The organism is Pseudomonas syringae group sp. J248-6, from assembly GCF_032586995.1.
In the GTDB taxonomy this organism is placed as follows: domain Bacteria; phylum Pseudomonadota; class Gammaproteobacteria; order Pseudomonadales; family Pseudomonadaceae; genus Aquipseudomonas; species Aquipseudomonas amygdali.
Map to the genome: position 1 here is coordinate 33,767 of NZ_JAWHOP010000020.1, position 25,857 is coordinate 59,623.

Consider the following 25,857-nt stretch of genomic DNA (forward strand, 5'->3'; position numbering starts at 1 on the left):
TCAGGCAACCTCCACCGGCGTACTGCTCAGGCGGCTCAGCGCCTGAATAACGGCGTCCGGTTCAAGCAGACGCATGCAGTTGTAATGGCCGAAACGGCAGGTGCGCTCAAAGCACGGGCTGCACTCGATACCCAGGCGCACCACTTCCACCGCGTCGGCCAGCGGTGGCGTGAAGCCCGGCGAGGTCGAACCGTAGACGGCCACCAGCGGGCGATTCAGCGCTGCGGCCACGTGCATCAGGCCGGAATCGTTGGACACCACCGCGTCGGCACACGAGAGCAGGTCGATGGCCTCAGCCAGCGAGGTTTCACCACTGAGGTTGACGGACTCCTCGCGCAGGCCGGGAATCAACTCCTGGCGAATACTCTCGCCGACCGGGTGATCCTTTTTCGAGCCGAACAGCCAGACCTGCCAGCCTTCGCGAATGCTGGCGTCAGCGACTTGTGCGTAATGCTCGGCAGGCCAGCGCTTGGACTCGCCGAACTCGGCACCAGGGCATAGCGCCAGCACTGGACGGTCGAGGGTCAGGCCGAACTTGCTCAACGCCGCATCGCGAGTCGCGGTGTCGATGCGCAGGCTGGGCTTGGGATAAGGACGCGGCAACTCGGTGCTCTTGTCGAATGCCAGGGCCATGAAACGCTCGATCATCAGCGGATAGCGCTGTTTGTCGAGGGTGCGCACGTCATTGAGCAGGCCGTAGCGGAATTCGCCACGCCAGCCGGTACGTTTCGGTATACCAGCGAAAAACGGCACCAGCGCGGATTTCAGCGAATTGGGCAGCAGGATAGCCTGATCGTATTGGCCAGCCAGGGACTTGCCGATCCGGCGACGGGTCGCCAGCTCGAGGGCGCCGTGCCCCAGCGGAAAACTGAGCGCAGCGCGAACCTCCGGCATGCGCTCCAGTATCGGACGGCTCCATTCAGGGGCCAGCACGTCGATTTCGCACTCGGGATGACGCTGTTTCAGACACTGGAACAGCGTTTGTGCCATCACCATGTCACCGACCCAGCTAGGCCCAACGATCAGAATTTTCATGTTCTATCCAGAAACGACCAGAAACGATCAGGGAGGCCGATCAGACTGCGTGACATTCCCACACAACCTGTCGCCTCCCTGTCATAGCTTTATATAGTGTTGCAGCGGAATATGGCGTTGCCGCGCGGCTCAGCTCAACCCCATCTGCGTCCAGATCCGCATCACCTCACGCCGCTGGGCATGAAACTGATCGCCGCTGACCACACCCGCCTGCTTCTGCAAAGCCTGACGGTGCGCAGCCGAGCGATACGCCTTGTAGGCTTCGCGTAACAGGCTGGCGTCCGTGTCAGGCAACAGTCCGGCGTCCTCAAGCCCTTCGAGAATCCGGATGTTGTCGGTGTATTGCAGCAGCGCGGGATGCTCTCTGGACCACGCCAAGGCGGCGTATTGCACCATAAATTCGATATCGACGATACCTCCGGCGTCCTGCTTGAGGTCGAACGGCACCGACGCCTCGAAGGCATTGGCCGCCCTTCCGGCTGCTGTCACGCGGGTGCCGAGGTTGTCGCGCATCTTGCCGCGCATCTCGCTGACCTCTGCGCGCAGCTTGCCCAGATCACGCTCGCGCCCCAGCACATCGGCACGGACTTTTTCGAACTGTTCGCCAACATCGCGACTGCCGGTCATCACCCGCGCACGCACCAGCGCCTGATGCTCCCAGGTCCAGGCTTCATTAGCCTGATAACGGGCGAAGGCCCCCAGCGAACTGACCAGCAACCCGGACGCACCCGACGGCCGCAGGCGCATGTCGACGTCATACAGCTGACCGGAGTTGGTTTGCGTGGTCAGCAAATGGATGACCCGCTGCCCCAGCCGGGTGAAGAACTGCGCACTGTCGATCGGTTTGGCGCCGTCGGTCTCGGCTTGCAGATCGCCATCATGAATGAACACCAGGTCCAGATCGGAGCCGTGGCCCAATTCGATACCGCCAACCTTGCCATAACCGACAATCACGAAACCTGGGTCGCACAACGTGCCGTCCGGGCGCGAGGGCGTGCCGTGGCGAGCCACGCTGTAGCGCCACGCCAGCGCCAGCACCTGGTCCAGAATGGCCTCGGCCAGCCAGGTCAGGTAATCACTGACTTTCATCAATGGCAGACTGCCAGATATCTCGGACGCCGCAACCCGCAGGCTGTGGGCCAGCTTGAAATGCCGCAGGGCTTCCATCTGCTGCTCGAGGTCGTCCTCCGGGATACGAATCAGCCGCTCACGCAGCTCGGCCGCCAGCTCTGGTGCCAACGGTGGATTGAACAGACGACCTTCATTGAGCAGCTCATCGAGCAGCAGCGGGAAGCGTGCGATCTGTTCGGCAATCCATGGGCTGGCAGCGCACAGGGTCAGCAGTTGTCGCAACGCATCAGGGTTTTCGGTCAGCAACACCAGATACGCCGAGCGCCGGGCGACCGCTTCTACCAGCGGAAGAACACGTTCCAGCACCAGGTCGGGCTTCTCATGCTCTACCGCCTGAGCCAGCAACCGAGGGATGAACGCATCCAGCCGCTCACGACTCAGACGCTGCATCGAACGCAGGTTGGGACTGCTGCGCAGGCTGGCCAGATTTTTCAGTGCCTTTTCCGCATCCACGAAACCGGCCTGCAACAGCTGGCGACCCGCGGCTTCCTCGTCCTGGGACTCTTCCCACAGGGGCAGCCACTCGCCACCCACCGCGACCTCACTGTCGTCCTGCTGCTCATCGTCAGGATCAGAATCGGGGTCGGCGATGACCTGACGGAAATGCCAGGACACCCGACTGCGCCAGTACATAAGGCGCTCGTGAAAACTGACCCAGTCGGCAAAGCCCATGATCAGGGCAATGCGTGCCTGATCCTGATCGTTGTCCGGCAACATTTGCGTCTGACGGTCGGCAATCGCCTGAATGGCGTGCTCGGTGTAACGCAAAAATTCGTAACCCTCGCGCAGCTCTTCAGTCACCGTCGAAGGCAGATAGCCCTGACCTTCTAGGGTTTTCAGCACTTTGAACAGCGGACGCTGTTGCAGGCTCAGGTCGCGGCCACCGTGGATCAACTGGAACGCCTGGGCGATGAACTCGACTTCGCGAATACCCCCGGCACCGAGCTTGATGTTTTCCGCCATGCCCTTGCGCTTCACTTCCTGCTGAATCAGCTGCTTCATGGTGCGCAGCGCTTCAATGGCCGAGAAGTCCAGGTAACGGCGATACACAAACGGGCGCAACATATCCAGCAGCTCGGCACCTGCGGTCTGATCGCCGCCGACCACTCGCGCCTTGATCATCGCGTAACGTTCCCAGTCCCGACCCTGATCCTGGTAATACTGTTCCAGCGCGTTGAAGCTGAGCACCAGCGCCCCGGAAGAACCGTAGGGCCGCAGGCGCATGTCGACCCGGAACACGAAACCATCGACAGTCACCGGGTCCAGCGCCTTGATCAGCCGTTGCCCCAGGCGAATGAAAAACTCCTGATTGTCCAGCGCACGCTTGGTGCCCTGCGTCTCGCCGCCCTCCGGGTAGGCAAAGATCAGGTCAATGTCCGACGAAAGGTTCAGTTCTACCGCGCCTAGCTTGCCCATGCCCAGAATGACCATGTGCTGCGGCTGCCCCGAGTGACGACCGGTAGGTGTGCCGAACTGCTCGCAGTGCCGTGGATACAGCCATTGGTAGGCCAGGTCGATCGAGGCATCGGCCATTTCCGACAGGTCGCGGCAGGTTTCGATCAAATCTGCCTGGCGGGTCAGATCGCGCCAGATGATTCGCACTTGCTGGCGTGCGCGCTGCCGACGTAGATTACGCCCCAACTCGTCATCACTGGCGGCGCTCGACAGGGCATCGGCAATCTGACCGCGCAATTGGCCGGCAGAGAAGCTACGCTCCAGCTCGCCCGAGTCGGCCAGTTGCAGGAGCATCTGCGGGTCACGGCAAACTTGCTCGGTGACAAAATCACTGGCTGCGCAAACCCGGTCGAACGCCTTGCGGCGCGCCTCGGGCCAGGCCTCGAAAGACGTCAGCGCGTCCTCTGACAAAGCAGTGAGCGCGGCCTGGAACGTCTGGCGGGCACGGGTAATCAATGGCAGCAGAATGGCCGGAAATTCAGCCAGTAAAGGTAGGCTCATGGTCTATCCTTGATCGGCGTGCAAACGCCCGTCTTTCATGACGGCAAGACGCGTCTGCCAGCACCGCTTGTCGAACAAAGGTTATAAATTGCTGGAAAAATCAAATTAGAAGCATAAAAATCCGCTTTTTCCCTGCAAGATATTCAATAGCAATCAACAGTAACGTTTTAAGTTACAAGACAACAGGAGCGATTGAGTCGCTTCTCTGTAGTTTTACTACTGGGTCCGATACTCGGAGGGCTGAAATCGTCGTCGATTTGTAGTAAAACTACACGCCGCCGGATCCCACCCTCCGGTAATCCAAGAATTTATGTCGTCTGCCCACAAGGCCAGTCGCAAACTCAGGCAACCGATTCTGGAAGCCTTTCCGCCCTGGAGCAAGCCATGCAAGACCTCGATCCCGTCGAAACCCAGGAATGGCTGGACGCCCTGGAATCGGTTCTCGACAAAGAAGGCGAAGACCGCGCTCACTACCTGATGACCCGTTTGGGCGAGCTGGCCACCCGTAGTGGTTCGCAGCTGCCGTACGCCATCACTACGCCATACCGCAACACGATTCCTGTCACCCACGAAGCACGCATGCCTGGCGACCTGTTCATGGAACGCCGCATTCGCTCGCTGGTGCGCTGGAACGCATTGGCAATGGTCGTCAAAACCAACCTGAACGACCCGGATCTGGGCGGCCACATCTCCAGCTTCGCCTCCAGCGCCACGCTGTACGACATCGGCTTCAACTACTTCTTCCAGGCCCCGACCGACGAACACGGCGGCGACCTGATCTACTTCCAGGGTCACGCATCGCCAGGCGTCTATGCCCGTGCGTTTCTCGAAGGCCGTATCACCGAAGACCAGATGAACAACTTCCGTCAGGAAGTCGACGGCAACGGCCTGTCGTCTTACCCACACCCGTGGCTGATGAAGGATTTCTGGCAGTTCCCGACTGTATCGATGGGCCTTGGCCCGATCCAGGCGATCTACCAGGCGCGCTTCATGAAGTACCTGGAACACCGCGGTTACATCCCGGAAGGCAAGCAGAAAGTCTGGTGCTTCCTGGGTGACGGCGAGACCGACGAGCCGGAATCCCTGGGCGCCATCGCTCTGGCCGGTCGCGAAAAGCTCGACAACCTGATCTTCGTCGTCAACTGCAACCTGCAGCGCCTCGACGGCCCGGTTCGCGGCAACGCCAAGATCATCCAGGAACTCGAAGGCGTGTTCCGTGGCGCTCAGTGGAACGTCACCAAAGTCATCTGGGGCCGTTTCTGGGACCCGCTGCTGGCCAAGGACGTCGACGGTATCCTGCAACGTCGTATGGACGAAGTCATCGACGGCGAATACCAGAACTACAAGGCCAAGGACGGCGCGTTCGTCCGCGAGCACTTCTTCAACTCGCCTGAACTCAAGGCAATGGTTGCCGATCTGTCCGACGACGAGATCTGGAAACTCAACCGTGGCGGCCACGACCCGTACAAGGTTTATGCGGCCTACCACGAAGCCGTCAACCACAAGGGTCAACCGACCGTGGTTCTGGCCAAGACCATCAAAGGTTATGGCACCGGCGCCGGCGAAGCGAAAAACACTGCACACAACACCAAGAAGGTCGATGTCGACAGCCTGCGTCACTTCCGTGACCGTTTCGACATCCCGGTCAAGGACTCCGAACTCGAAGCCCTGCCGTTCTACAAGCCGGAAGAAGGCAGCGCCGAAGCCCGTTACCTGAGCGAGCGTCGTGCTGCGCTGGGTGGCTTCGTACCTCAGCGTCGCGCGCAGAGCTTCAGCCTGCCGACGCCGCCACTCGATACCCTCAAGGCCATCCTTGACGGTTCGGGCGACCGTGAAATCTCCACCACCATGGCTTTCGTGCGCATCCTGGCGCAGCTGGTCAAGGACAAGGAAGTCGGTCAGCGCATCGTGCCGATCATCCCGGACGAAGCGCGTACCTTCGGTATGGAAGGCATGTTCCGCCAGCTGGGCATCTACTCTTCGGTCGGCCAGCTCTACGAGCCAGTCGATAAAGAACAAGTGATGTTCTATCGCGAAGACAAGAAAGGCCAGATTCTCGAGGAAGGCATCAACGAAGCGGGCGCCATGTCCTCCTTCATCGCTGCCGGTACTTCGTATTCCAGCCACAACCAGCCGATGATTCCGTTCTACATCTTCTACTCGATGTTCGGTTTCCAGCGTATCGGCGACCTGGCATGGGCTGCTGGCGACAGCCGCACCCGTGGTTTCCTGATCGGCGGCACCGCCGGCCGTACCACGCTGAACGGCGAAGGCCTGCAGCACGAAGACGGTCACAGCCACATTCTGGCGTCGACCATCCCGAACTGCCGCACCTTCGACCCGACTTACGGTTACGAGCTGGCAGTGATCATCCAGGACGGCATGCGCCGGATGTTCGAAGAGCAGCAGGACGTTTTCTACTACCTGACCGTGATGAACGAGTCCTACGCCCAGCCAGCCATGCCGGCCGGTGCGGAAGAAGGCATCGTCAAGGGTATGTACCTGCTCGAAGAAGACACCAGAGAAGCGGCGCACCACGTCCAGTTGCTGGGCTCGGGCACCATCCTGCGTGAAGTTCGCGAAGCGGCGAAGATTCTCCGTGACGAGTTCAACATCGGCGCTGACGTCTGGAGCGTTACCAGCTTCAACGAACTGCGTCGCGACGGTCTGGCTGTAGAGCGCAACAACCGCCTGCACCCTGGCCAGAAGCCGGAACTGAGCTATGTTGAGCAGTGCCTCAACGGTCGCAAAGGTCCGGTCATTGCATCGACGGATTACATGAAGCTGTTCGCTGACCAGATTCGTCAGTGGGTTCCAACCAAGGAATACAAAGTCCTGGGCACCGACGGTTTCGGCCGTAGCGACAGCCGCAAGAAGCTGCGTCACTTCTTTGAAGTCGATCGTCACTTCGTTGTGCTGGCAGCTCTGGAAGCTTTGGCGGATCGTGGCGATATCGAACCTAAAGTGGTGGCGGAAGCCATCGCCAAGTTCGGCATCGATCCTGAAAAACGCAATCCACTGGACTGCTAAGAGTCTGCTTCAAGAGCGCTGATCAGAGCGTAAACAGCCGAGGATGCGGAATTTACCTACCGTAAATGAGCATCCAACGCTGTTTCGTTGTAACTGAACCAGCGTATTGGTGAGTGAACAGGTTCTCCTAAGGAGAGACATAGTGAGTGAGTTAATTCGCGTACCCGACATCGGCAACGGTGAAGGCGAAGTCATTGAATTGATGGTCAAGGTCGGTGATCGCATCGAAGCCGACCAGAGCATTCTGACGCTGGAATCGGACAAGGCGAGCATGGAAATCCCTGCTCCCAAGGCTGGCGTCATCAAGGCCATGAAGGTCAAGCTGGGCGACCGTCTGAAAGAAGGCGACGAGCTGTTCGAGCTGGAAGTGGAAGGCGAAGCGGCTGCCGCTCCTGCCCCCGCAGCCGAACCTGCCGCGGCCCCTGCTGCTGCCGAAAAACCGGCTGAAGCTGCACCGGCACCTGCCGCTGCTGCGCCTGCTCCGGCAGCCAGCGCCAGCGTTCAGGACATCCACGTGCCGGACATCGGCTCGTCGGGCAAGGCCAAAATCATCGAGCTGATGGTCAAGGTCGGTGACTCCATTCAGGCTGATCAGTCGTTGATCACCCTGGAATCCGACAAGGCCAGCATGGAGATCCCGTCTCCTGCAGCAGGCGTTGTCGAGAGCATCGAAGTCAAGCTGGACCAGGAAGTCGGCACCGGCGACCTGATCCTCAAACTGAAAGTCGAAGGCGCAGCGCCCGCCGCTGCTCCGGCACCTGCTGCCAGCGCACCGGCTGCCGCTCCTGCCAAGGCTGAAGCGGCTGCACCGGCCGCTGCTCCAGCGCCGAAAGCCGAAGCAGCACCTGCTCCGGCTGCACCGGCCAAAGACGGCGCCAAGGTTCACGCAGGCCCGGCTGTTCGTCAGCTGGCACGCGAGTTCGGCGTCGAGCTGAGCGCAGTCAGCGCCACCGGCCCACACGGTCGCGTGTTGAAAGAAGACGTTCAGGTCTACGTCAAGACCATGATGCAGAAGGCCAAGGAAGCTCCAGCTGGCGGCGCAAGCGGCGGCTCGGGCATCCCGCCGATCCCGGAAGTCGATTTCAGCCGTTTCGGCGAGATCGAAGAAGTACCGATGACGCGCCTGATGCAACTTGGCGCTTCGGGTCTGCACCGCAGCTGGCTGAACATTCCGCACGTCACGCAATTCGACCAGGCCGACATTACCGACCTGGAAGCTTTCCGTGTGGCGCAGAAAGGCGCTGCCGAGAAAGCTGGCGTCAAGCTGACCGTTCTGCCACTGCTGCTCAAATCCTGCGCCCACCTGCTCAAGGAGCTGCCGGACTTCAACGCTTCGCTGGCACCTAGCGGCAAGGCGGTGATCCGCAAGAAGTACGTGCACATCGGCTTTGCCGTGGACACCCCGGATGGCCTGCTGGTCCCGGTTATCCGCGACGTCGACCAGAAGAGCCTGTTGCAGCTGGCCGCCGAAGCCGCAGCACTGGCTGAAAAGGCACGCAACAAAAAGCTGACTGCGAACGACATGCAGGGCGCGTGCTTCACCATCTCCAGCCTCGGCCACATTGGCGGCACCGGCTTCACGCCGATCGTCAACGCGCCGGAAGTGGCTATCCTCGGTGTTTCCAAGGCCACCATTCAGCCAGTCTGGGACGGCAAAGCCTTCCAGCCGAAACTGATGCTGCCGCTGTCGCTGTCCTACGATCACCGCGTGATCAACGGTGCAGCCGCCGCCCGCTTCACCAAGCGCTTGAGCGAATTGCTGGCGGATATCCGCACAATCCTGCTGTAAGCCAGCCAGGCCCGTCACCACGACGGGCCTTGCCGTACACCTTTGCGAGCTGCCACGCTCGAACCTCAACCCCGCCCTCCAGCGGGGATTTTTTTGCCTGGCTATTGCGCCCATGCTCCGCGCTCATTGTTGGATCCTGTGGGAGTGACCGGGGCGGCGATCCGCATTGCTCACGAACCATCTTCTGGTGCTGTACGGGCCCCTTCGCGAGCAAGCTCGCTCCCACAGCCTCTATCGCGGTGCCAGGTCTGGCTGGCGGGTGATACACTACGCGACATTTTTGTTTTGCAGGTCCACCGTCGTGACTAACACCGCTTTCAATTCTCTGCCTCTGTCCGCTGCCATGCTGGCTAACCTGGAGTCGCTTGGTTATGCCGAAATGACACCGATTCAGGCGCAGAGCCTGCCGGTGATCCTCAAGGGCATGGACCTGATCGCGCAAGCCAAGACCGGCAGCGGCAAGACCGCTGCCTTCGGTATCGGCCTGCTCAACCCGATCAACCCGCGGTTCTTCGGTTGCCAGGCACTCGTCATGTGCCCGACCCGCGAACTGGCGGATCAGGTGGCCAAGGAAATCCGCCGTCTGGCGCGCTCGGAAGACAACATCAAGGTCCTGACCCTGTGTGGCGGCGTTTCATTCGGCCCGCAGATCGGCTCGCTGGAGCACGGCGCGCACATCATCGTCGGTACGCCTGGGCGTATTCAGCAGCATTTGCGCAAGGGTTCGCTGGTGCTGGACGGCCTGAACACGCTGATTCTCGATGAAGCCGACCGCATGCTGGACATGGGCTTCTACGACGCCATCGCCGACATCATCGAGCAGACCCCGCAACGTCGTCAGACCCTGCTGTTCTCCGCGACCTACCCGGTTGGCATCAAGCAACTGTCGTCGAAATTCATGCGCGACCCTCAGACTGTCAAAGTCGAAGCACTGCACGCCGACAGCCAGATCGAGCAGATTTTCTATGAAATCTCTCCGGAGCAGCGTCTGGAAGCGGTGGTCAAGGTACTCGGTCATTTCCGTCCGGCGTCCTGTGTGGCGTTCTGTTTCACCAAGCAGCAGGTTCAGGAAGTGGTCGACCACCTGACCGCCAAAGGCATGTCTGCCGTCGGCCTGCATGGCGATCTGGAACAGCGTGACCGTGATCAGGTGCTGGCGATGTTCGCCAACCGTAGTACCTCGGTACTGGTCGCCACCGACGTGGCGGCACGCGGCCTGGACATCGACGCACTGGACATGGTGATCAACGTCGAGCTGGCGCGAGATTCGGAAATCCACATTCACCGCGTAGGCCGTACCGGTCGCGCAGGCGAAAAAGGCATCGCGGTCAGCCTTGTGGCACCGTCGGAAAGCCAGCGCGCCCGCGCTATCGAAGAATTGCAGAAAGCCCCGTTGAACTGGCAGCAGTACGATCAGCTAAGTATCAAGGAAGGCGGCAAGCTGCTGCCGACCATGACGACGCTGTGCATCGGTTCGGGTCGCAAGGACAAACTGCGCCCGGGCGACATTCTTGGCGCGCTGACCGGCGAAGCGGGTATTGCGGGCACTCAGGTGGGCAAGATCGCGATCTTCGATTTCCAGGCGTACGTCGCCGTCGAACGCAGCATGGCCAAACAGGCGCTGGAGCGTCTGAACAACGGCAAGATCAAAGGCAAGTCGCTGCGCGTGCGAATCCTCTGAAATAGTCGTTAGCTGGATTATCGTTCCCACGCTCCGCGTGGGGACGCAGTTCTGGACGCTCTGCGTCCGATTTTGAATAGGTGGTGCGGCGCAGGTATGTGACGCAGAGCGTCACGAGAGGCATTCCCACGCGGAGCATGGGAACGATCGTGACCTACAGATCGAGGAACCACGCTGTGCCCGTTACCGACGTTGTAATCATTGGCGCTGGCGCCGCTGGTCTGATGTGCGCGTTTACCGCTGCCGCTCGCGGGCGCAGGGTGATGTTGATCGATCACGCCAACAAACCCGGCAAGAAGATCCTCATGTCCGGTGGGGGGCGCTGCAACTTCACCAACATGTACACCGAGCCGGCCAACTTCCTGTCGCAGAACCCGCACTTCTGCAAATCGGCCTTGGCGCGCTACACCCAGTGGGATTTCATCGCGATGGTCGCCAAACATGGCGTGCCTTATCACGAGAAGAAGCTCGGTCAGCTGTTCTGTGACAACAAGTCCAGCGACATTCTGGAAATGCTTCTGGAGGAATGTCGACAGGCCGGTGTCAGCCTGCACATGGACACCTCCGTGCAGCAGATCGAAAAGACCGAATCCGGCTACAGCCTGCAAACCACGCTGGGCACGTTGAGCTGCGAGGCGCTGGTCATCGCCACGGGCGGGCTGTCGATTCCGACGCTGGGCGCAACCGGTTTCGGCTATCAGGTCGGCAAGCAGTTCGGCCACACGCTGCTGCCCACCCGCGCAGGCCTGGTGCCGTTCACCATCACCGATCAGCTCAAGGAGCTGTGCACAGAGCTTTCAGGCACATCGGTGGATTGCCTGGTCAGTTGCAATGACACCAGCTTCCGCGAAAACATCCTGTTCACGCATCGCGGCCTCAGTGGTCCGGCGATCCTGCAGATCTCTTCGTTCTGGCAGCCCGGTGACACCGTGGAAATCAACCTGCTGCCCGATCACGATGTGCCCACCTGGCTCAGTCAGCAACAGGCCGAGCGTCCCAACAGTGAGTTGAAAACCCTGCTGGGCGAGATTTTCACCAAGAAGATGGCCAATCTGATCGCCGAACACTGGTTCGTGTCCAAACCCATGAAGCAGTACACCCATGCCGAACTGGCCGACATCGCCGAAAAGCTGGCGAGCTGGCAGGTGGTCCCGGCAGGCACCGAGGGTTATCGCACCGCTGAAGTGACGCTGGGTGGCATCGATACCCGTGAAGTGTCGTCCAAGACCATGGAGTCACTGAAATCCCCCGGCCTCTATTTCGTCGGCGAAGTGCTCGATGTGAGCGGTCATCTGGGCGGCTTCAACTTTCAGTGGGCGTGGGCCTCGGCGTACGCAGCGGCGCAGTACGTGTGACGTAGTGCGCGTGGCGTAACATCACGACACTGCAAACCGGTATAAATTTTGCCAGGCGGATGTACAGCCAGTCATTTGGTCTGTACATATCCTCCTGCAGAATTGATCAATTGCGAACAGGGCCGTCAGCTTACCCATGGCATCGAAATCTCTCCGTCATACATTCCGTCGATTGTGGGCGCTGGATAAATTCAGCTATAGCGTTCGAGTCTTTATCGCACTAACCGGCAGCATGGCGCTGTGCTGGTACCAAAACGAGATGGCCTTGCTGATCCCGCTGTTTCTGGGGATTATTGCCTGCGCACTGGCTGAAACCGACGACAGCTGGCAAGGCCGGCTCAATGCTCTGGCCGTGACGCTGGTGTGCTTCAGTGTTGCCGCACTCGCCGTAGAACTGCTGTTCCCCTACCCCTGGCTGTTTGTCTGCTCACTGGCGCTGGCCAGCTTCTGCCTGACCATGCTCGGCGCGCTGGGCGAACGCTATGGCGCGATTGCCTATGGCACGCTGATTCTCTCGGTCTACACCATGATCGGCGTCGATCAGCGCGGCGGCGAGGTGCTGGACTTCTGGCATGAGCCGATGCTGCTGGTGGCGGGTGCAGCCTGGTACGGCCTGCTGTCGGTGCTGTGGCAGATGCTGTTTTCCAACCAGCCGGTGCAACAGGCGCTGGCCCGACTGTTCCGTGAGCTGGGGCAGTACCTGAAACTCAAGTCGACGCTGTTTGAGCCGATCCGCACGCTCAATGTGGAGGCCCGCCGCCTGGAACTGGCGCAGCAGAACGGCAAAGTGGTCGCCGCACTGAACTCCACCAAGGAAATCATCCTGCACCGTGTCGGCAGCGGCCGCCCCGGTTCGAAAGTCAGCCGCTACCTGAAGCTGTATTTCATCGCCCAGGACATCCACGAGCGCGCCAGCTCGTCGCACTACCCCTACAACTCGCTGGCCGACGCCTTTTTCCACAGCGATGTGCTGTTCCGCTGCCAGCGCCTGCTGCGTCAACAGGGCGTTGCCTGTCAGGCCCTGTCGGAATCCATCCAGTTGCGTCAGCCGTTCGTATACGACCCAAGCTTTGCAGAAGCCATGGAAGACCTGCACGCCTCCCTGGAACACCTGCGCATCCAGAGCAATCCTGCATGGCGCGGCCTGTTACGTTCGCTGCGCGCGCTGGCTGCCAACCTCGGCACGCTGGATCGCCTGATCAGCGACGCCAGCAACCCGGATGCCGTGGCCGATGCCACCGACAGCAGCCTGCTGGACCGCTCACCGCGCAACCTCAAGGATGTCTGGACCCGCCTGCGCCTGCAGATGACCCCGACCTCGCTGCTGTTCCGCCACGCCCTGCGCCTGCCGCTGGCGCTGACCATCGGTTATGCGATGGTGCACCTGATTCACCCGTCACAGGGCTACTGGATCATCCTGACCACGGTATTTGTCTGCCAGCCGAGCTATGGCGCCACCCGGCGTAAACTCGGCCAGCGGATCATTGGCACGGCAATAGGTCTGACGGTCGGCTGGGTACTGTTCGATCTGGTTACCAGTCCGATTCTGCAATCGATGTGCGCGGTGTTGGCCGGTGTGGTGTTCTTCGTCAATCGCACCACGCGCTACACCCTGTCGACCGCCGCCATCACGGTCATGGTGCTGTTCTGTTTCAATCAGGTCGGCGACGGTTACGGGCTGTTCCTGCCCCGGCTGTTCGATACGCTGCTGGGCAGCCTGATCGCCGGGCTCGCGGTGTTCCTGTTCCTGCCGGACTGGCAAGGGCGACGCCTGAACAAGGTGCTGGCCAACACCCTGACCTGCAACAGCATTTACCTGCGCCAGATCATGCAGCAGTACGCCAAGGGCAAGAGTGACGACCTTACCTATCGACTGGCACGGCGCAACGCCCACAATGCCGACGCCGCGCTGTCGACCACACTGGCAAACATGCTTATGGAGCCCGGTCACTTCCGCAAGGAGGCCGATGTCGGCTTCCGCTTTCTGGTGCTGTCACATACGCTGCTGAGCTACCTTTCCGGCCTCGGCGCGCACCGTGATACCCAATTGCCCGGCGATGTCCGCGAACACCTGATCGATAACGTCGGCGCTACACTGGCAGCCAGCATCGACGAAATCGCCGCAGGGCTGGCCGAGAAGAAACCGGTCGCTGTACAGAGTGACGCAGAGGAAGCACTGGCTGCGCAACTGGAACAGCTGCCGGAAGAGATGGACGAAAGCCAGCGTCTGGTACAGGCACAGCTAGCCTTGATCTGCCGCCAGCTGGCACCGCTACGCACCCTTGCCGCTCATCTGATCAAAGCTCCGGAGGCTGTTGCAGCCCATGCAGTCTGAACAGCTCGTCGTAGGTGCCGTCGGCCTTCATGGCGGCAATTTCACGATCAAAATCGGCGACAATTTTTGCGTGGTGAGGATTTTTCAGGCTGACCAGAATGTGCAGACTGTTCTCGCTCAACGAGCCGGGTAGAAACTCGACACGGTCGCGAACCTCGTCGGGCTCCATCGCCAGGTTATAGCGAGCGACGTATTCGTCCTCCAGTGTCAGGTCCACACGTTCGGCAGCCAGCATGCGAACAGCTGTGGAAAAGTTTTGTACAGGGACCTTCTTGAGCAGGCTGTCGCTGTCAAACGCTGGGGAATAGGCATAACCGCGTACAACCGCAATCATGTAATTGTGCAGTTGTTCATGGCTCCGAACCTCGATAGACGATTCCTTGCGTTTGATGAAGCGCACCCGATTGAGCAGGTATTCGGCTGAAAACTGACCAATTTTTGTGCGATCGTCGCTGAACCATGCGTTGATCAGCACATCGTGCCGCCCCTCACCCAACCCCAGCATTGCCCGCGCCCAAGGCACTTGCTCATACAGGGTGGTGTATCCGGCGCGGCGCAACGCCGTATTGACGATATCGGTCGCAAGTCCGCCGTTGAGCAGCAGCGCATCGGTAAAAGGTGGCCAGGGGTCAGCGACAAGGCGCAGTTTCTCGGCTGCACTGGCGTGCGCCATCAGCAAAAAGACCAGCAACCCAACCGCTCGAAGCCACTGCGACATACTCAGGTTCCTGAAAAGGGCGGCATTCCCGATTTAATCCTATCGGCAGCAAAACCATCACTCATGAGAGTGCCTGCAGCTTTTAATTGAAGACCTCAAGCAGTCAGTAGACAAGCCGGGAGGGGAACATGCTCAGTAAAGCTGCACGCACATCGTTGACAGCGTTTATTGGGAATGTCGGCGGATACGTTTAGACTTCGCTTCTGGTTTCCCTGCGAGTCTGCGACATGTCTATCAAATGGATCTGCAAACATCACACCGAGCTGAGCATCCAGCAGCTGTATGCCGTGCTGCAACTGCGCGCCGAGGTGTTTGTGGTCGAGCAGCAATGCGTGTATCTGGACGTGGACGGGCAGGACCTGACGGGCGATACCTGCCACCTGATGGCCTGGCAGGAAGACAAGCTGGTCGCCTATCTGCGCTTGCTGGACCCTATCCAGCAGGGCGGCGACGTCACTATCGGGCGAGTCGTGACAGCCCCTTCGATTCGCAGCCGGGGCATTGGCCATGAACTGATGGAGCAGGCCCTGGAAAATGCCGAACGCAAATGGCCTGACCAGCCCATCTATCTGTCGGCACAGGCCCACCTGCAAGGCTACTACAGCCGCTACGGCTTCAACCCGGTGGGCGAGGTCTATCTGGAAGACGACATCCCCCACATCGGCATGCGCCGCGATCTGGACTAAAAGCAGTTGCACGCCTTGAGCTGCAAGCTGCACGTTGAAAGCATTGAAAAGGGATTCGTCGATGGAGGTCAGCAAGACCAAAAGCAGTTTCTATCGCCGCCTGTATGTGGCGTACCTGATTGATTCGAAGCTCGCCAGCAGCGTACCCGAACTGACAGCCGTGACCGGCATGCCACGCCGCACCGCTCAGGACACCATCAGCGCGCTCTCCGATCTGGACATCGTGTGTGAGTTCGAACAGCAGGAAGGTGCCCGCAATCACGCAGGCAATTACCGTATTCGCAATTGGGGCGCCATCGACAAAACATGGATCGCCCGCAACCTGAACAGCATCAAGGCCGTGCTCGGGTATCCCTAGCAGCTGCGAGCTTAAAGCTTGCCGTTCGAAGCTTGCAGCTCGTTATAGGTCAGGTAGACGCGCAGGTCGAATTCCAGCTGGTGATACCCGGGCAGCATGTGCTCGCATAACTGGTAGAACGCCTTGTTATGGTCTGACTCGCGAAAATGCGCGAGTTCGTGAACCACGATCATCTTCAGGAATTGAGCAGGGGCTTCCTTGAACAAGGCGGCCACGCGAATCTCATTGCTTGCCTTGAGCTTGCCGCCCTGCACTCTGGATATTTTGGTGTGCAACCCAAGCGCGCGATGGGTCAGGTCCAGGCGATTATCGAACAGCACCTTCCTGATGGCCGGCGCATTGCGCAGGTGATCCTGCTTGAGCGCCAGCGCGTAGGCGTAAAGAGCCTTGTCGCTTTGTATCTGATGACGCTCCGGGTAGCGCTGCTCCAGATAGTCCGCCAGACGGTTCAGGGCAATCAACTGATGCACTTGATCCTGCAGGGCTTGCGGATAAGCCTGCAGGTATTTGAGTGGAGCATGGCTGGCGGCAGTCATGGGGCCTTTTGCATGATGACGAAAGACGCCATTCTACAACAATCCACCCGACCTCAAGCCTGCCACCTCAAAGTGCCCTGGAAAGTGCAGCGCGTCTTCGGACACCATCGGATGCGCGATCAGAAAGCCCTGCATGACCTGACAGCCATTGTCCGCCAGCCACTGGTATTGCTCGCAGGTCTCCACCCCTTCGGCAATGACCAGCATATCGAGGTTGCGACTCAGGTCGATGATGCTGCTGGCCATCGCCGCCTCGCGCCTGGACTCGACAATATTGGCGACAAAACGCCTGTCCAGCTTCAAGGTGTCGAGCTGAAGATTGCGCAAGTGCGACAGCGAGCATTCGCCAGTGCCGAAGTCGTCCAGCGCAATACGCACGCCGACGTCATGCAGTGACTTCAGCTGTTTATGGCTATGCGTAAGGTTATGCACCAGAGCGCTTTCAGTGATTTCCACCTCGATCTGTCCTGGCTTGAGCTCGAAGCGATCCATGGCACGCTTCAGCTCCGAAGCCAGGTTGGGCATGCAGAATTGCGTGGGGCTGACACAGACACTCAGCACCACATCGGCAGCAAATACCCGGCTCCACGCCTGACGCTGTTCGGCGCCCTGATCGAAAATCCAGCTGCCGAGCCGGTTGATCAGTCGGGTCTCTTCAAGCAAGGGAATGAACAGCGCAGGAGGTACCTCGCCGACCGCCGGATGCTGCCAGCGCAGCAACGCTTCGAAACCACGCAGGCGACCATCCGCGACATGGATCTGGGGCTGGTACACCACCGAGAAATCCTTGCCGTCGATGGCCGTGCGCACACTTTCCTCAAGCATCAGCCGTGAGCGGGCGCGTCCGTTCATATTCTGGTCGTAGAACCGGTATTGCTGACGCCCTGCACGCTTGGCCTCATACATGGCGATATCTGCCGCACGCAGCAAACCGTCCAGATTCGAGCCGCAGTCCGGAAAGGTCGCGATACCGACACTGGCACCCAGGGTGATTTCGACACCGTCGACCTGGCGCCTTCCCGACACCCGTTCAATGAGTTTTTCAGCGATTTTGGCCGCCTGTTCGGGGTAATCAAGCCCGTCGATCACAACCGTGAATTCGTCGCCGCCAATGCGCGCCAGAACATCATAGGGACGCATGCTGTCCTTGAACTGCTCGGCGACCCAGAGCAATACCTGATCACCGGCGTCATGACCCAGCGCATCATTGATCTGCTTGAAGCCGTCCAGGTCCATGAACAGCACAACCAGGTATTTGTCTGTCTGCTCCTTGCGCAGGAGCATGCCTTCAACGGCCTGATAAAGCCCGCGGCGATTGAGCAGGCCTGTCAACGCGTCGGTAACAGCCTGTTTTTCAAGTTGCTGATAGAGATCACGGACTACCGACATATCCAGAACCGTCAGCACCATCGCCTTCTGCTCCGCAGGCAGCGCCGCGCAAGACAAGGCAACCGGCAACTGCGTGCCTTGTGCGGTACGCAGAATGGCATCGTGCACCCGGTAGGTGTCGGCCTTGCGATAGTGTTTGTAGAAGCCTGACTCCAGCCAGTCGCCCACTTGCGGTTCGATGATGTAATCCAGCACTTGCGTGCCGCGCAGTTGATCGACCGAAGCGTTCAACAACTGGCAGATGGCGGGATTGGCAAAACTGATGGTGCCCGCCTCATCAACGACCAGAATGCCTTCGGCGACGTTGGCCAGCACTGACGCATTGAACGCACGAGCCGATTCAAGCTCCAGCGAAAGCTGTTGCAGCGCACGACGGTTACGCTGTTGCTCAAGCAGGGTCTGCACCTTGGGCTTGAGAACGTTCGGGTCGAAGGGTTTGAACAGGTAATCCGTCGCGCCGTTTGCATACCCTTTCTGCACGGCATCCTGGGTCTGCTCATTGGCCGTGAGAAAGATAATGGGCGTCAGGCGGGTGCGCTGACTGCCTCGCATCAACCGGGCAACTTCGAAGCCGTCCATGCCCGGCATCTGCACATCCAGCAGAACCAGGTCGACTTCCTGTTCAAGAAGCACCGTCAATGCTTCGATTCCTGAACTCGCAGTCACAATATGCCAATCCGTTCTTTGCAGAACAGCACACATCGTCACCAGATTTTCCGGATAATCGTCTACAACCAGTAAAACCGAAGAGCCATCATGTGGCTGTGTTGGCACGCGTTCCATGCTGCTTCTCTGTGTGGGCATGACGCCTGAGTTTCAGGACGACCGTCATACTTTGGAATAACTCTAGCCCCGTCTCGCAAAAAGCAGAAGCAAGGCACCCCTTCCCTACCATCAAAGTTCGATCTACCCGACTAACGGTCATTCTCTGCACGCGTTGCAGGCTCTGCCCTGCAGGAAAAGTGACAGCACTTTGACGTCATTGGTTCGACAATTTTTCATTAACAAATCGCCCTACAATCCGTATAAAACGTGATCAAACCCTCTTGCTAGAGGTGCCCCCTTGGTAGCAAAAGACATGCGCGGAAGGATTAAAAATGATCGATCTTGGATCGTACCAACTCAGCATTCCAGTGGACTCACCTCCCAGGACCATTACGACCGCTCAGCTTGTGAAAGGTTATGACGGCAAATACTTCAAATCGAAATCGGACTCCATTGTGTTCTGGTCTCCGGTAACCGGGACCAAAACCGAAAACGCCAAATATTCACGCAGCGAGTTACGGGAAACATGGTCAGATGGATCACTGCACAATTGGGTATATCCCGATGCGGACAACTATCTGAACGCTAAACTGGAAGTCGATCAGGTGCCTTCTTCCGGCAAGATCGTGATCGGCCAGATACATGCCTATGAAAGCACCGAGCCTCTTCTTAAAGTCGAGTATCAATACAAGGAAGACACCAAGAGTGGAGAAATCGTTGCGAAAGTTCGCAATCGTTTCGATGACGACGAAAGCAAGGTCTATAAGATAGTCGACGGTGTGAAGCTCAATCAGACATTCAATTACGTCATTCACCTGAGCAAGGGCGGGAAATTGACTGTCAGTGTCAATGACACCGACTGGAGCAAGCGCATCAGCGAGACCTGGCGCGACAAGCCTTTGTATTTCAAGGCCGGTGTTTATACCCAAGACAATACCGGGTATACCTCCGAAGGTGGCAGGGCCACTTTTTATAATCTCGATATTGATCACAACAAGAGCTGAGCCGCGCGCAGGCCTTGAATCAAGCGCTAAAAAAACGGCCCGCACTTGCAGAAAGTGCGGGCCGCTTTTATTTCATCAGTTCATTAAGCAGCGCTATCAGCGGTTGGCTTTGAACTCCTGCTCAGCCGCCAGGAAACGTGTCTGCATGGACGCCGACGCAGGCTTGCCGATCAGGCTGAATACCACGATGGCGATGCTGGCAAGGATGAAACCCGGGATGATTTCATACAGACCAAGGGTACTGAACTGTTTCCAGAGTACGACAGTCGCCGCACCGACTATTACCCCGGCCAGCGCACCATTGCGTGTCATGCCTTTCCACAGCACAGATATCAGCACCACAGGGCCGAATGCTGCGCCGAACCCTGCCCAGGCATAGCTCACCAGCCCCAGCACGCGGTTCTCGGGGTTGGCGGCCAGCAGAATGGCAATGATCGCGATCAGCAACACCATCGCACGCCCGACCCACACCAACTCAACCTGCGAAGCGCCCTTGCGCAGGTAAGCCTTGTAGAAGTCTTCGGTCAGCGCGCTGGAGCACACCAGCAACTGACAGCTCAGCGTACTCATCACCGCAGCCAGAATGGCCGACAGCAGCACACCGGCAACCCATGGATTGAACAGCAGCTTGGCCAGTTCGATGAACACCCGCTCGGGGTTCTCGGTCACCGGCCCTGCCACATCCGGGTGCGCGGAGAAGTAAGCGATACCGAAGAAGCCTACCGCCACAGTACCGCCCAGACACAGGATCATCCAGGCCATGGAGATTCGTCGGGCGCTGGCAATCGACTTGACCGAATCAGCCGCCATGAAGCGCGCGAGAATATGCGGCTGGCCGAAATAACCCAGACCCCAGCCAAGCAGGGAAATGATGCCGATGAAAGTCGTGTTCTTGAACATGTCGAAGCTGGTCGGATCTTTCGCTTCAATGGCCAGGAAGGTGGTATCTACCCCGCCTGTCGCCAGCAGGACGATGATCGGCGTCAGGATGAGGGCGAAGATCATCAGCGTGGCTTGTACGGTGTCGGTCCAGCTCACGGCCAGAAAACCACCGACGAAGGTGTAGGCAATGGTCGCCGCAGCGCCAGCCCACAGGGCGGTTTCGTAGGACATGCCGAAGGTGCTTTCAAACAGACGCGCGCCAGCAACGATGCCCGAGGCGCAATAGATGGTGAAGAACACCAGAATCACGATGGCCGAGATGATGCGCAGCAGGCCGCTGTTGTCTTCGAAGCGGCTGCTGAAGTAATCCGGCAGGGTCAGGGCGTCACCGTTGTGCTCGGTCTGCACGCGCAGACGACCAGCCACGAACAGCCAGTTCAGGTAGGCACCGATGATCAGACCAATGGCGATCCAGCTTTCCGACAGGCCGGACATATAGATAGCCCCCGGCAACCCCATCAACAGCCAGCCGCTCATGTCCGAGGCTCCTGCTGAAAGCGCTGTTACCACGCTGCCCAGGCTGCGCCCGCCGAGGATGTAATCCGAAAGGTTGTTGGTAGAGCGATAGGCCATCAGGCCGATCAAGACCATTGCCGCTATATAGATCACAAACGTGATCAAGGTAGGGTTGCTGACACTCATGAGTTCTGCCTTGGCATTGTTTTTATGTTGGCACCCGGTGCCAAAGGGAATAGCGACCGATATTCGGCGCATCCGTACTTTTGCACCCGACACCGCGTTGACTGATCGCTCCGCAAGGATCGGCAATCAATTGCTGGCGGTTGCACCGCGGGAATGAATCCTATTAAACAAACCAAACAAGGTGCAACCCATTTCAACGTGCAAGTTGCACCTGTTACAAAAAAACCAATAAAGGCGTTTTTCTGCGCCATTTTAGGGCGTTTTCGGCCCTATCTACAAACAATCACGCACCAGCTCTGGGCAAAGCAACGCTATTGCGGGCCGCTTGCCGGGAATGTCACAAAATATTGTCGAAACAGGGTTGCACTCGGTTGCACCTGACCCCGTCACGGCGCTAATCTTTGCCAAAGCCGATGCCACCGCCGCGTGGCTATAATGAGGACAACACATGGCCACCACTACTCTAGGCGTCAAACTTGACGACCCGACCCGCGAGCGATTGAAAGCCGCCGCCCATTCGATCGACCGCACACCGCACTGGTTGATCAAGCAGGCGATTTTCAATTACCTGGAAAAACTGGAGAGTGGTGCAACCTTGCTGGAGCTCAATGGCGCGACTGGCAAAGACAGCGAAGACCGTGGCGAAGTGGCGGAAGACACTGGCCTGCAATGCTTTCTTGATTTTGCCGAGAGCATTCAACCGCAGTCGGTACTGAGGGCCGCCATCACCTCCGCCTACCGCCGCCCCGAGCAGGAAGTGGTGCCGATGCTGCTGGAGCAGGCGCGCCTGACCGCACCTGTTGCCGAAGCCACCAACAAGATGGCCGCGTCGATTGCCGAAAAGCTGCGTAACCAGAAAAGCGCTGGCGGCCGCGCTGGCATTGTTCAAGGCCTGTTGCAGGAATTTTCGCTGTCCTCGCAGGAAGGCGTTGCACTCATGTGCCTGGCCGAAGCGTTGCTGCGCATTCCGGACAAGGGCACGCGCGATGCCTTGATTCGCGACAAGATCAGCAACGGAAACTGGCAGCCGCATCTGGGCAACAGCCCGTCGCTGTTCGTCAACGCTGCCACCTGGGGCCTGCTGCTGACCGGCAAGCTGGTCGCCACTCACAACGAGGCAGGTCTCACATCTTCGCTGAGCCGCATCATCGGCAAGAGCGGCGAACCGATGATCCGCAAGGGCGTCGACATGGCCATGCGCCTGATGGGCGAGCAGTTCGTCACCGGCGAAACCATCGGCGAAGCCCTGGCCAATGCCAGTCGTTTTGAAGCCAAGGGCTTCCGCTACTCCTACGACATGCTGGGTGAAGCGGCGCTTACCGAGCATGATGCGCAGAAGTATCTCGCGTCCTACGAGCAGGCCATACACTCCATCGGCAAGGCCTCCCACGGCCGCGGCATCTACGAAGGCCCGGGCATTTCCATCAAGCTGTCGGCACTGCACCCGCGCTATAGCCGCGCCCAGTACGAGCGCGTGATGGAAGAACTGTACCCGCGCCTGCTGTCGCTGACCCTGCTGGCCAAGCAGTACGACATCGGCCTGAACATTGATGCCGAAGAAGCTGATCGCCTGGAGCTGTCGCTGGATCTGCTCGAACGCCTGTGCTTCGAACCGCAGTTGACTGGCTGGAACGGCATTGGCTTCGTGATTCAGGCTTACCAGAAGCGCTGCCCTTATGTGATCGATTACGTGATCGATCTGGCTCGGCGCAGTCGCCACCGCCTGATGATCCGTCTGGTCAAGGGCGCGTATTGGGACAGCGAAATCAAGCGCGCCCAGGTCGAAGGCCTGGAAGGCTATCCGGTGTACACGCGCAAGGTGTACACCGACGTCTCGTACATCGCCTGTGCCCGCAAGCTGCTGGCGGCACCGGAAGTCATTTATCCACAATTCGCCACACACAACGCCCACACCCTGGCGGCTATTTACCAGATCGCCGGGCAGAATTATTACCCCGGCCAGTATGAGTTCCAGTGCCTGCATGGCATGGGTGAGCCGCTGTACGAGCAAGTTGTAGGCAAGGTCGCCGACGGCAAGCTGAATCGTCCATGCCGCGTGTACGCTCCGGTCGGAACGCATGAAACGCTGTTGGCCTATCTGGTGCGTCGTCTGCTGGAAAACGGTGCCAACACGTCGTTCGTCAACCGGATTGCCGACCATTCGATCTCCATTCAGGAACTGGTGGCCGACCCGGTCAGCCAGATCGAACGCATGGCAACACAGGAAGGCGGTTTCGGCCTGCCGCACCCGCGTATTCCGCTGCCGCGCGACCTGTATGGCACCGAGCGCGCCAACTCCAGCGGCATCGACATGGCCAACGAGCATCGTCTCGCTTCGCTGTCCTCGGCCCTGCTCGCCACGGCGCACAATGACTGGAAAGCCGCCCCCATGCTCGGCTGCCCAGCCAGCGCAGGCACACTGACTGCCGCGTTGAACCCATCGGACCTGCGTGATGTGGTCGGTCATGTTCAGGAAGCCTCGCTGCAGGATGTCGATAACGCTATCCAGTGCGCCTTGAGCGCTGGTCCGATCTGGCAGGCAACACCACCCGCCGAACGCGCCGCAATTCTGGAACGTGCTGCCGACTTGATGGAAAGCGACATCCAGCCCTTGATGGGCCTGCTGGTCCGTGAGGCGGGCAAGACCTTCGCCAACGCCATCGCCGAAGTGCGCGAAGCCGTCGATTTCCTGCGTTACTACGCCGTACAGGCGCGCAATGATTTCACCAACGACGCCCATCGTCCGTTGGGGCCGGTGGTCTGTATCAGCCCGTGGAACTTCCCGCTGGCAATTTTCAGCGGTCAGGTCGCTGCTGCACTGGCTGCGGGCAACCCGGTGCTGGCCAAACCGGCTGAGCAAACACCGTTGATTGCCGCCCAGGCCGTGCGCCTGCTGCTTGAAGCCGGCATCCCGGAAGGCGTGGTGCAATTGTTACCGGGGCGCGGTGAAACCGTAGGTGCCGGGCTGGTCGGCGACGAACGCGTCAAAGGCGTGATGTTCACCGGTTCCACTGAAGTCGCCCGCCTGCTGCAACGCAACGTGGCGGGTCGCCTGGACTCGCAGGGCCGCCCCATCCCGTTGATCGCCGAAACCGGCGGTCAGAACGCGATGATCGTCGACTCTTCGGCGCTGACCGAACAGGTTGTCATCGACGTGGTTTCTTCGGCGTTCGACAGCGCCGGGCAACGCTGCTCGGCACTGCGCGTGCTGTGCCTGCAGGAAGACTCTGCGGACCGCGTCATCGAAATGCTCAAGGGGGCGATGGCCGAGAGCCGCCTCGGCAACCCGGAGCGCCTGTCCGTGGACATCGGCCCGGTGATCGATGCCGAGGCCAAGGCGGGTATCGAAAAACACATCCAGGCCATGCGCGACAAAGGCCGTACGGTTTATCAGGTGGCCATTGCCGACAGCACGGAGCTTAAGCGTGGCACCTACGTGATGCCGACCCTGATCGAGCTGGAAAGCTTCGATGAGCTGCAACGCGAAATCTTCGGCCCGGTGCTGCATGTGGTGCGCTACAAGCGCAAGGAACTGGGCCTGCTGATCGACCAGATCAATGCATCCGGCTACGGCCTGACCCTTGGTGTTCATACCCGCATCGACGAGACCATCGCCAAGGTCATCGACAACGTCAACGCAGGCAACGTCTATGTAAACCGTAACATCGTCGGTGCTGTGGTGGGCGTCCAGCCATTTGGCGGCGAAGGCTTGTCCGGTACCGGCCCTAAAGCCGGTGGCCCGCTGTACCTGTACCGCCTGCTGTCGACGCGTCCGCAGGATGCCATCGAGAAATCGTTCGTGCGCAGTGATGCACTGTCTGCTCCGGACACCCGCCTGCGTGACATCCTCAACAAACCGTTGCAAGCCTTGAAGGCCTGGGCAGCCAGTAATCAGCAAAGCGATCTGGATGCCCTGTGCAGCCAATACGCCGAGCAATCGCAAAGCGGCATCACTCGCCAGCTGGCGGGGCCGACCGGCGAGCGCAACAGCTATGCGATTCTGCCGCGTGAACACGTGCTTTGCCTGGCGGATGACGAGAACGACCTGCTGATTCAACTGGCGGCCGTGCTGGCTGTCGGCAGTTCTGCCGTGTGGCCGGAAACAGACATCAGCAAGCCATTGCGCGCTCGTCTGCCAAAGGATGTGCAGGCACGCATCAAGCTGATCCCTGACTGGACCAAGGACGAAATCATCTTCGACGCCGTCCTGCACCACGGCGATTCCGATCAGCTACGCGCCATCTGCCAGCAGATCGCCCAGCGCAGCGGTGCAATCGTCGGCGTCAATGGCCTGTCCCACGGCGAAACCAACGTGCCGCTGGAACGCCTGGTGATAGAGCGGGCATTGAGCGTCAACACCGCGGCGGCGGGTGGCAATGCGAGCCTGATGACGATCGGCTGATGTCGCTCGGTAACAGATGACGCAGAGCGTCAAGAAAGGCATTCCCATGCTGGAGCGTGCGGAACGAGAGGTGTCCGAAAGACACCGACCGTTCCCATGCTCT

Annotated in this window: 15 protein-coding genes; 9 read left to right on the plus strand and 6 right to left on the minus strand. The window is 59.4% G+C overall.

Translation table 11 applies throughout. The features are described from left to right. Window positions 1-1,035 carry a lipopolysaccharide heptosyltransferase II gene (waaF, locus tag RYC17_RS21440; RefSeq protein ID WP_122280663.1) on the minus strand — a complete coding sequence of 345 codons (1,035 nt, stop codon included), beginning with the start codon at window positions 1,033-1,035 and terminating at the stop codon, window positions 1-3. 129 nt (window positions 1,036-1,164) lie between these two features. Next, window positions 1,165-4,122, minus strand: coding sequence for a bifunctional [glutamate--ammonia ligase]-adenylyl-L-tyrosine phosphorylase/[glutamate--ammonia-ligase] adenylyltransferase (gene glnE / locus RYC17_RS21445; RefSeq protein ID WP_316904413.1), 2,958 nt, complete (start codon window positions 4,120-4,122; stop codon window positions 1,165-1,167). Window positions 4,123-4,506: 384 nt separating this feature from the next. Between glnE and aceE the strand changes: the two genes are divergently transcribed. The 5 genes from aceE to yccS all read left to right on the plus strand — a co-directional run bounded on the left by aceE (window position 4,507) and on the right by yccS (window position 14,312). Beyond that, window positions 4,507-7,152 carry a pyruvate dehydrogenase (acetyl-transferring), homodimeric type gene (gene aceE / locus RYC17_RS21450; RefSeq protein ID WP_058399871.1) on the plus strand — a complete coding sequence of 882 codons (2,646 nt, stop codon included), beginning with the start codon at window positions 4,507-4,509 and terminating at the stop codon, window positions 7,150-7,152. Between the two features lie 142 nt (window positions 7,153-7,294). Continuing rightward, complete coding sequence (aceF, locus tag RYC17_RS21455; RefSeq protein ID WP_058407715.1) at window positions 7,295-8,941, plus strand: dihydrolipoyllysine-residue acetyltransferase; 1,647 nt, start codon at window positions 7,295-7,297, stop codon at window positions 8,939-8,941. Window positions 8,942-9,242: 301 nt separating this feature from the next. Continuing rightward, window positions 9,243-10,622, plus strand: coding sequence for an ATP-dependent RNA helicase DbpA (gene dbpA, locus RYC17_RS21460; protein WP_004654486.1), 1,380 nt, complete (start codon window positions 9,243-9,245; stop codon window positions 10,620-10,622). A gap of 176 nt (window positions 10,623-10,798) precedes the next feature. Then, entirely contained in the window at window positions 10,799-11,977 is a 1,179-nt protein-coding gene (locus RYC17_RS21465; protein ID WP_122259383.1) for an NAD(P)/FAD-dependent oxidoreductase, read from the plus strand. A 136-nt stretch (window positions 11,978-12,113) separates the two neighbouring features. Continuing rightward, window positions 12,114-14,312: a YccS family putative transporter gene (yccS, locus tag RYC17_RS21470; protein ID WP_058399868.1), complete on the plus strand. Its 2,199-nt coding sequence runs from the start codon at window positions 12,114-12,116 to the stop codon at window positions 14,310-14,312. Here yccS and RYC17_RS21475 read toward each other — a convergent pair. Beyond that, window positions 14,275-15,030 (minus strand): substrate-binding periplasmic protein, encoded by a 756-nt coding sequence (locus RYC17_RS21475; protein WP_316904416.1) that lies wholly within the window; start codon window positions 15,028-15,030, stop codon window positions 14,275-14,277. The two genes, yccS and RYC17_RS21475, sit on opposite strands and share 38 nt — an antisense overlap. Before the next feature lie 227 nt (window positions 15,031-15,257). Between RYC17_RS21475 and RYC17_RS21480 the strand changes: the two genes are divergently transcribed. Continuing rightward, entirely contained in the window at window positions 15,258-15,716 is a 459-nt protein-coding gene (locus RYC17_RS21480) for a GNAT family N-acetyltransferase (RefSeq protein WP_002551760.1), read from the plus strand. A 61-nt stretch (window positions 15,717-15,777) separates the two neighbouring features. After that, window positions 15,778-16,074 (plus strand): helix-turn-helix domain-containing protein, encoded by a 297-nt coding sequence (locus RYC17_RS21485; protein WP_002551759.1) that lies wholly within the window; start codon window positions 15,778-15,780, stop codon window positions 16,072-16,074. Between the two features lie 11 nt (window positions 16,075-16,085). Here the strand turns inward: RYC17_RS21485 and RYC17_RS21490 are convergent, their stop codons facing one another. Together RYC17_RS21490 and RYC17_RS21495 are read right to left on the minus strand one after the other, a co-directional pair. Then, a complete protein-coding gene (locus RYC17_RS21490; protein ID WP_316904417.1) occupies window positions 16,086-16,610 on the minus strand; it encodes a M48 family metallopeptidase in 525 nt (174 codons plus the stop codon). A gap of 33 nt (window positions 16,611-16,643) precedes the next feature. Next, window positions 16,644-18,782: an EAL domain-containing protein gene (locus tag RYC17_RS21495; RefSeq protein WP_058399865.1), complete on the minus strand. Its 2,139-nt coding sequence runs from the start codon at window positions 18,780-18,782 to the stop codon at window positions 16,644-16,646. A gap of 314 nt (window positions 18,783-19,096) precedes the next feature. On the opposite strand from RYC17_RS21495, the gene RYC17_RS21500 reads away from it, so the two are divergent. Further along, window positions 19,097-19,768: a polysaccharide lyase family 7 protein gene (locus RYC17_RS21500; protein ID WP_058407720.1), complete on the plus strand. Its 672-nt coding sequence runs from the start codon at window positions 19,097-19,099 to the stop codon at window positions 19,766-19,768. A gap of 96 nt (window positions 19,769-19,864) precedes the next feature. Here the strand turns inward: RYC17_RS21500 and putP are convergent, their stop codons facing one another. Next, the gene (gene putP, locus RYC17_RS21505) at window positions 19,865-21,352 is read right to left on the minus strand and encodes a sodium/proline symporter PutP (protein WP_058399863.1); all 1,488 of its coding nucleotides are present in this window, start codon (window positions 21,350-21,352) and stop codon (window positions 19,865-19,867) included. 448 nt (window positions 21,353-21,800) lie between these two features. On the opposite strand from putP, the gene putA reads away from it, so the two are divergent. Beyond that, window positions 21,801-25,754 (plus strand): trifunctional transcriptional regulator/proline dehydrogenase/L-glutamate gamma-semialdehyde dehydrogenase, encoded by a 3,954-nt coding sequence (gene putA / locus RYC17_RS21510; protein ID WP_316904418.1) that lies wholly within the window; start codon window positions 21,801-21,803, stop codon window positions 25,752-25,754. Window positions 25,755-25,857 lie beyond the last annotated feature (103 nt).

Excerpts from the sequence above, each read along its gene's own strand:
- waaF (WP_122280663.1), bottom strand. The coding sequence starts at position 1,035 with ATGAAAATTCTGATCGTTGGGCCTAGCTGGGTCGGTGACATGGTGATG.
- glnE (WP_316904413.1), bottom strand. The coding sequence starts at position 4,122 with ATGAGCCTACCTTTACTGGCTGAATTTCCGGCCATTCTGCTGCCATTG.
- aceE (WP_058399871.1), top strand. The coding sequence starts at position 4,507 with ATGCAAGACCTCGATCCCGTCGAAACCCAGGAATGGCTGGACGCCCTG.
- yccS (WP_058399868.1), top strand. The coding sequence starts at position 12,114 with ATGGCATCGAAATCTCTCCGTCATACATTCCGTCGATTGTGGGCGCTG.
- RYC17_RS21475 (WP_316904416.1), bottom strand. The coding sequence starts at position 15,030 with ATGTCGCAGTGGCTTCGAGCGGTTGGGTTGCTGGTCTTTTTGCTGATG.
- RYC17_RS21480 (WP_002551760.1), top strand. The coding sequence starts at position 15,258 with ATGTCTATCAAATGGATCTGCAAACATCACACCGAGCTGAGCATCCAG.
- RYC17_RS21485 (WP_002551759.1), top strand. The coding sequence starts at position 15,778 with ATGGAGGTCAGCAAGACCAAAAGCAGTTTCTATCGCCGCCTGTATGTG.
- RYC17_RS21490 (WP_316904417.1), bottom strand. The coding sequence starts at position 16,610 with ATGACTGCCGCCAGCCATGCTCCACTCAAATACCTGCAGGCTTATCCG.
- RYC17_RS21495 (WP_058399865.1), bottom strand. The coding sequence starts at position 18,782 with ATGGAACGCGTGCCAACACAGCCACATGATGGCTCTTCGGTTTTACTG.
- RYC17_RS21500 (WP_058407720.1), top strand. The coding sequence starts at position 19,097 with ATGATCGATCTTGGATCGTACCAACTCAGCATTCCAGTGGACTCACCT.
- putP (WP_058399863.1), bottom strand. The coding sequence starts at position 21,352 with ATGAGTGTCAGCAACCCTACCTTGATCACGTTTGTGATCTATATAGCG.
- putA (WP_316904418.1), top strand. The coding sequence starts at position 21,801 with ATGGCCACCACTACTCTAGGCGTCAAACTTGACGACCCGACCCGCGAG.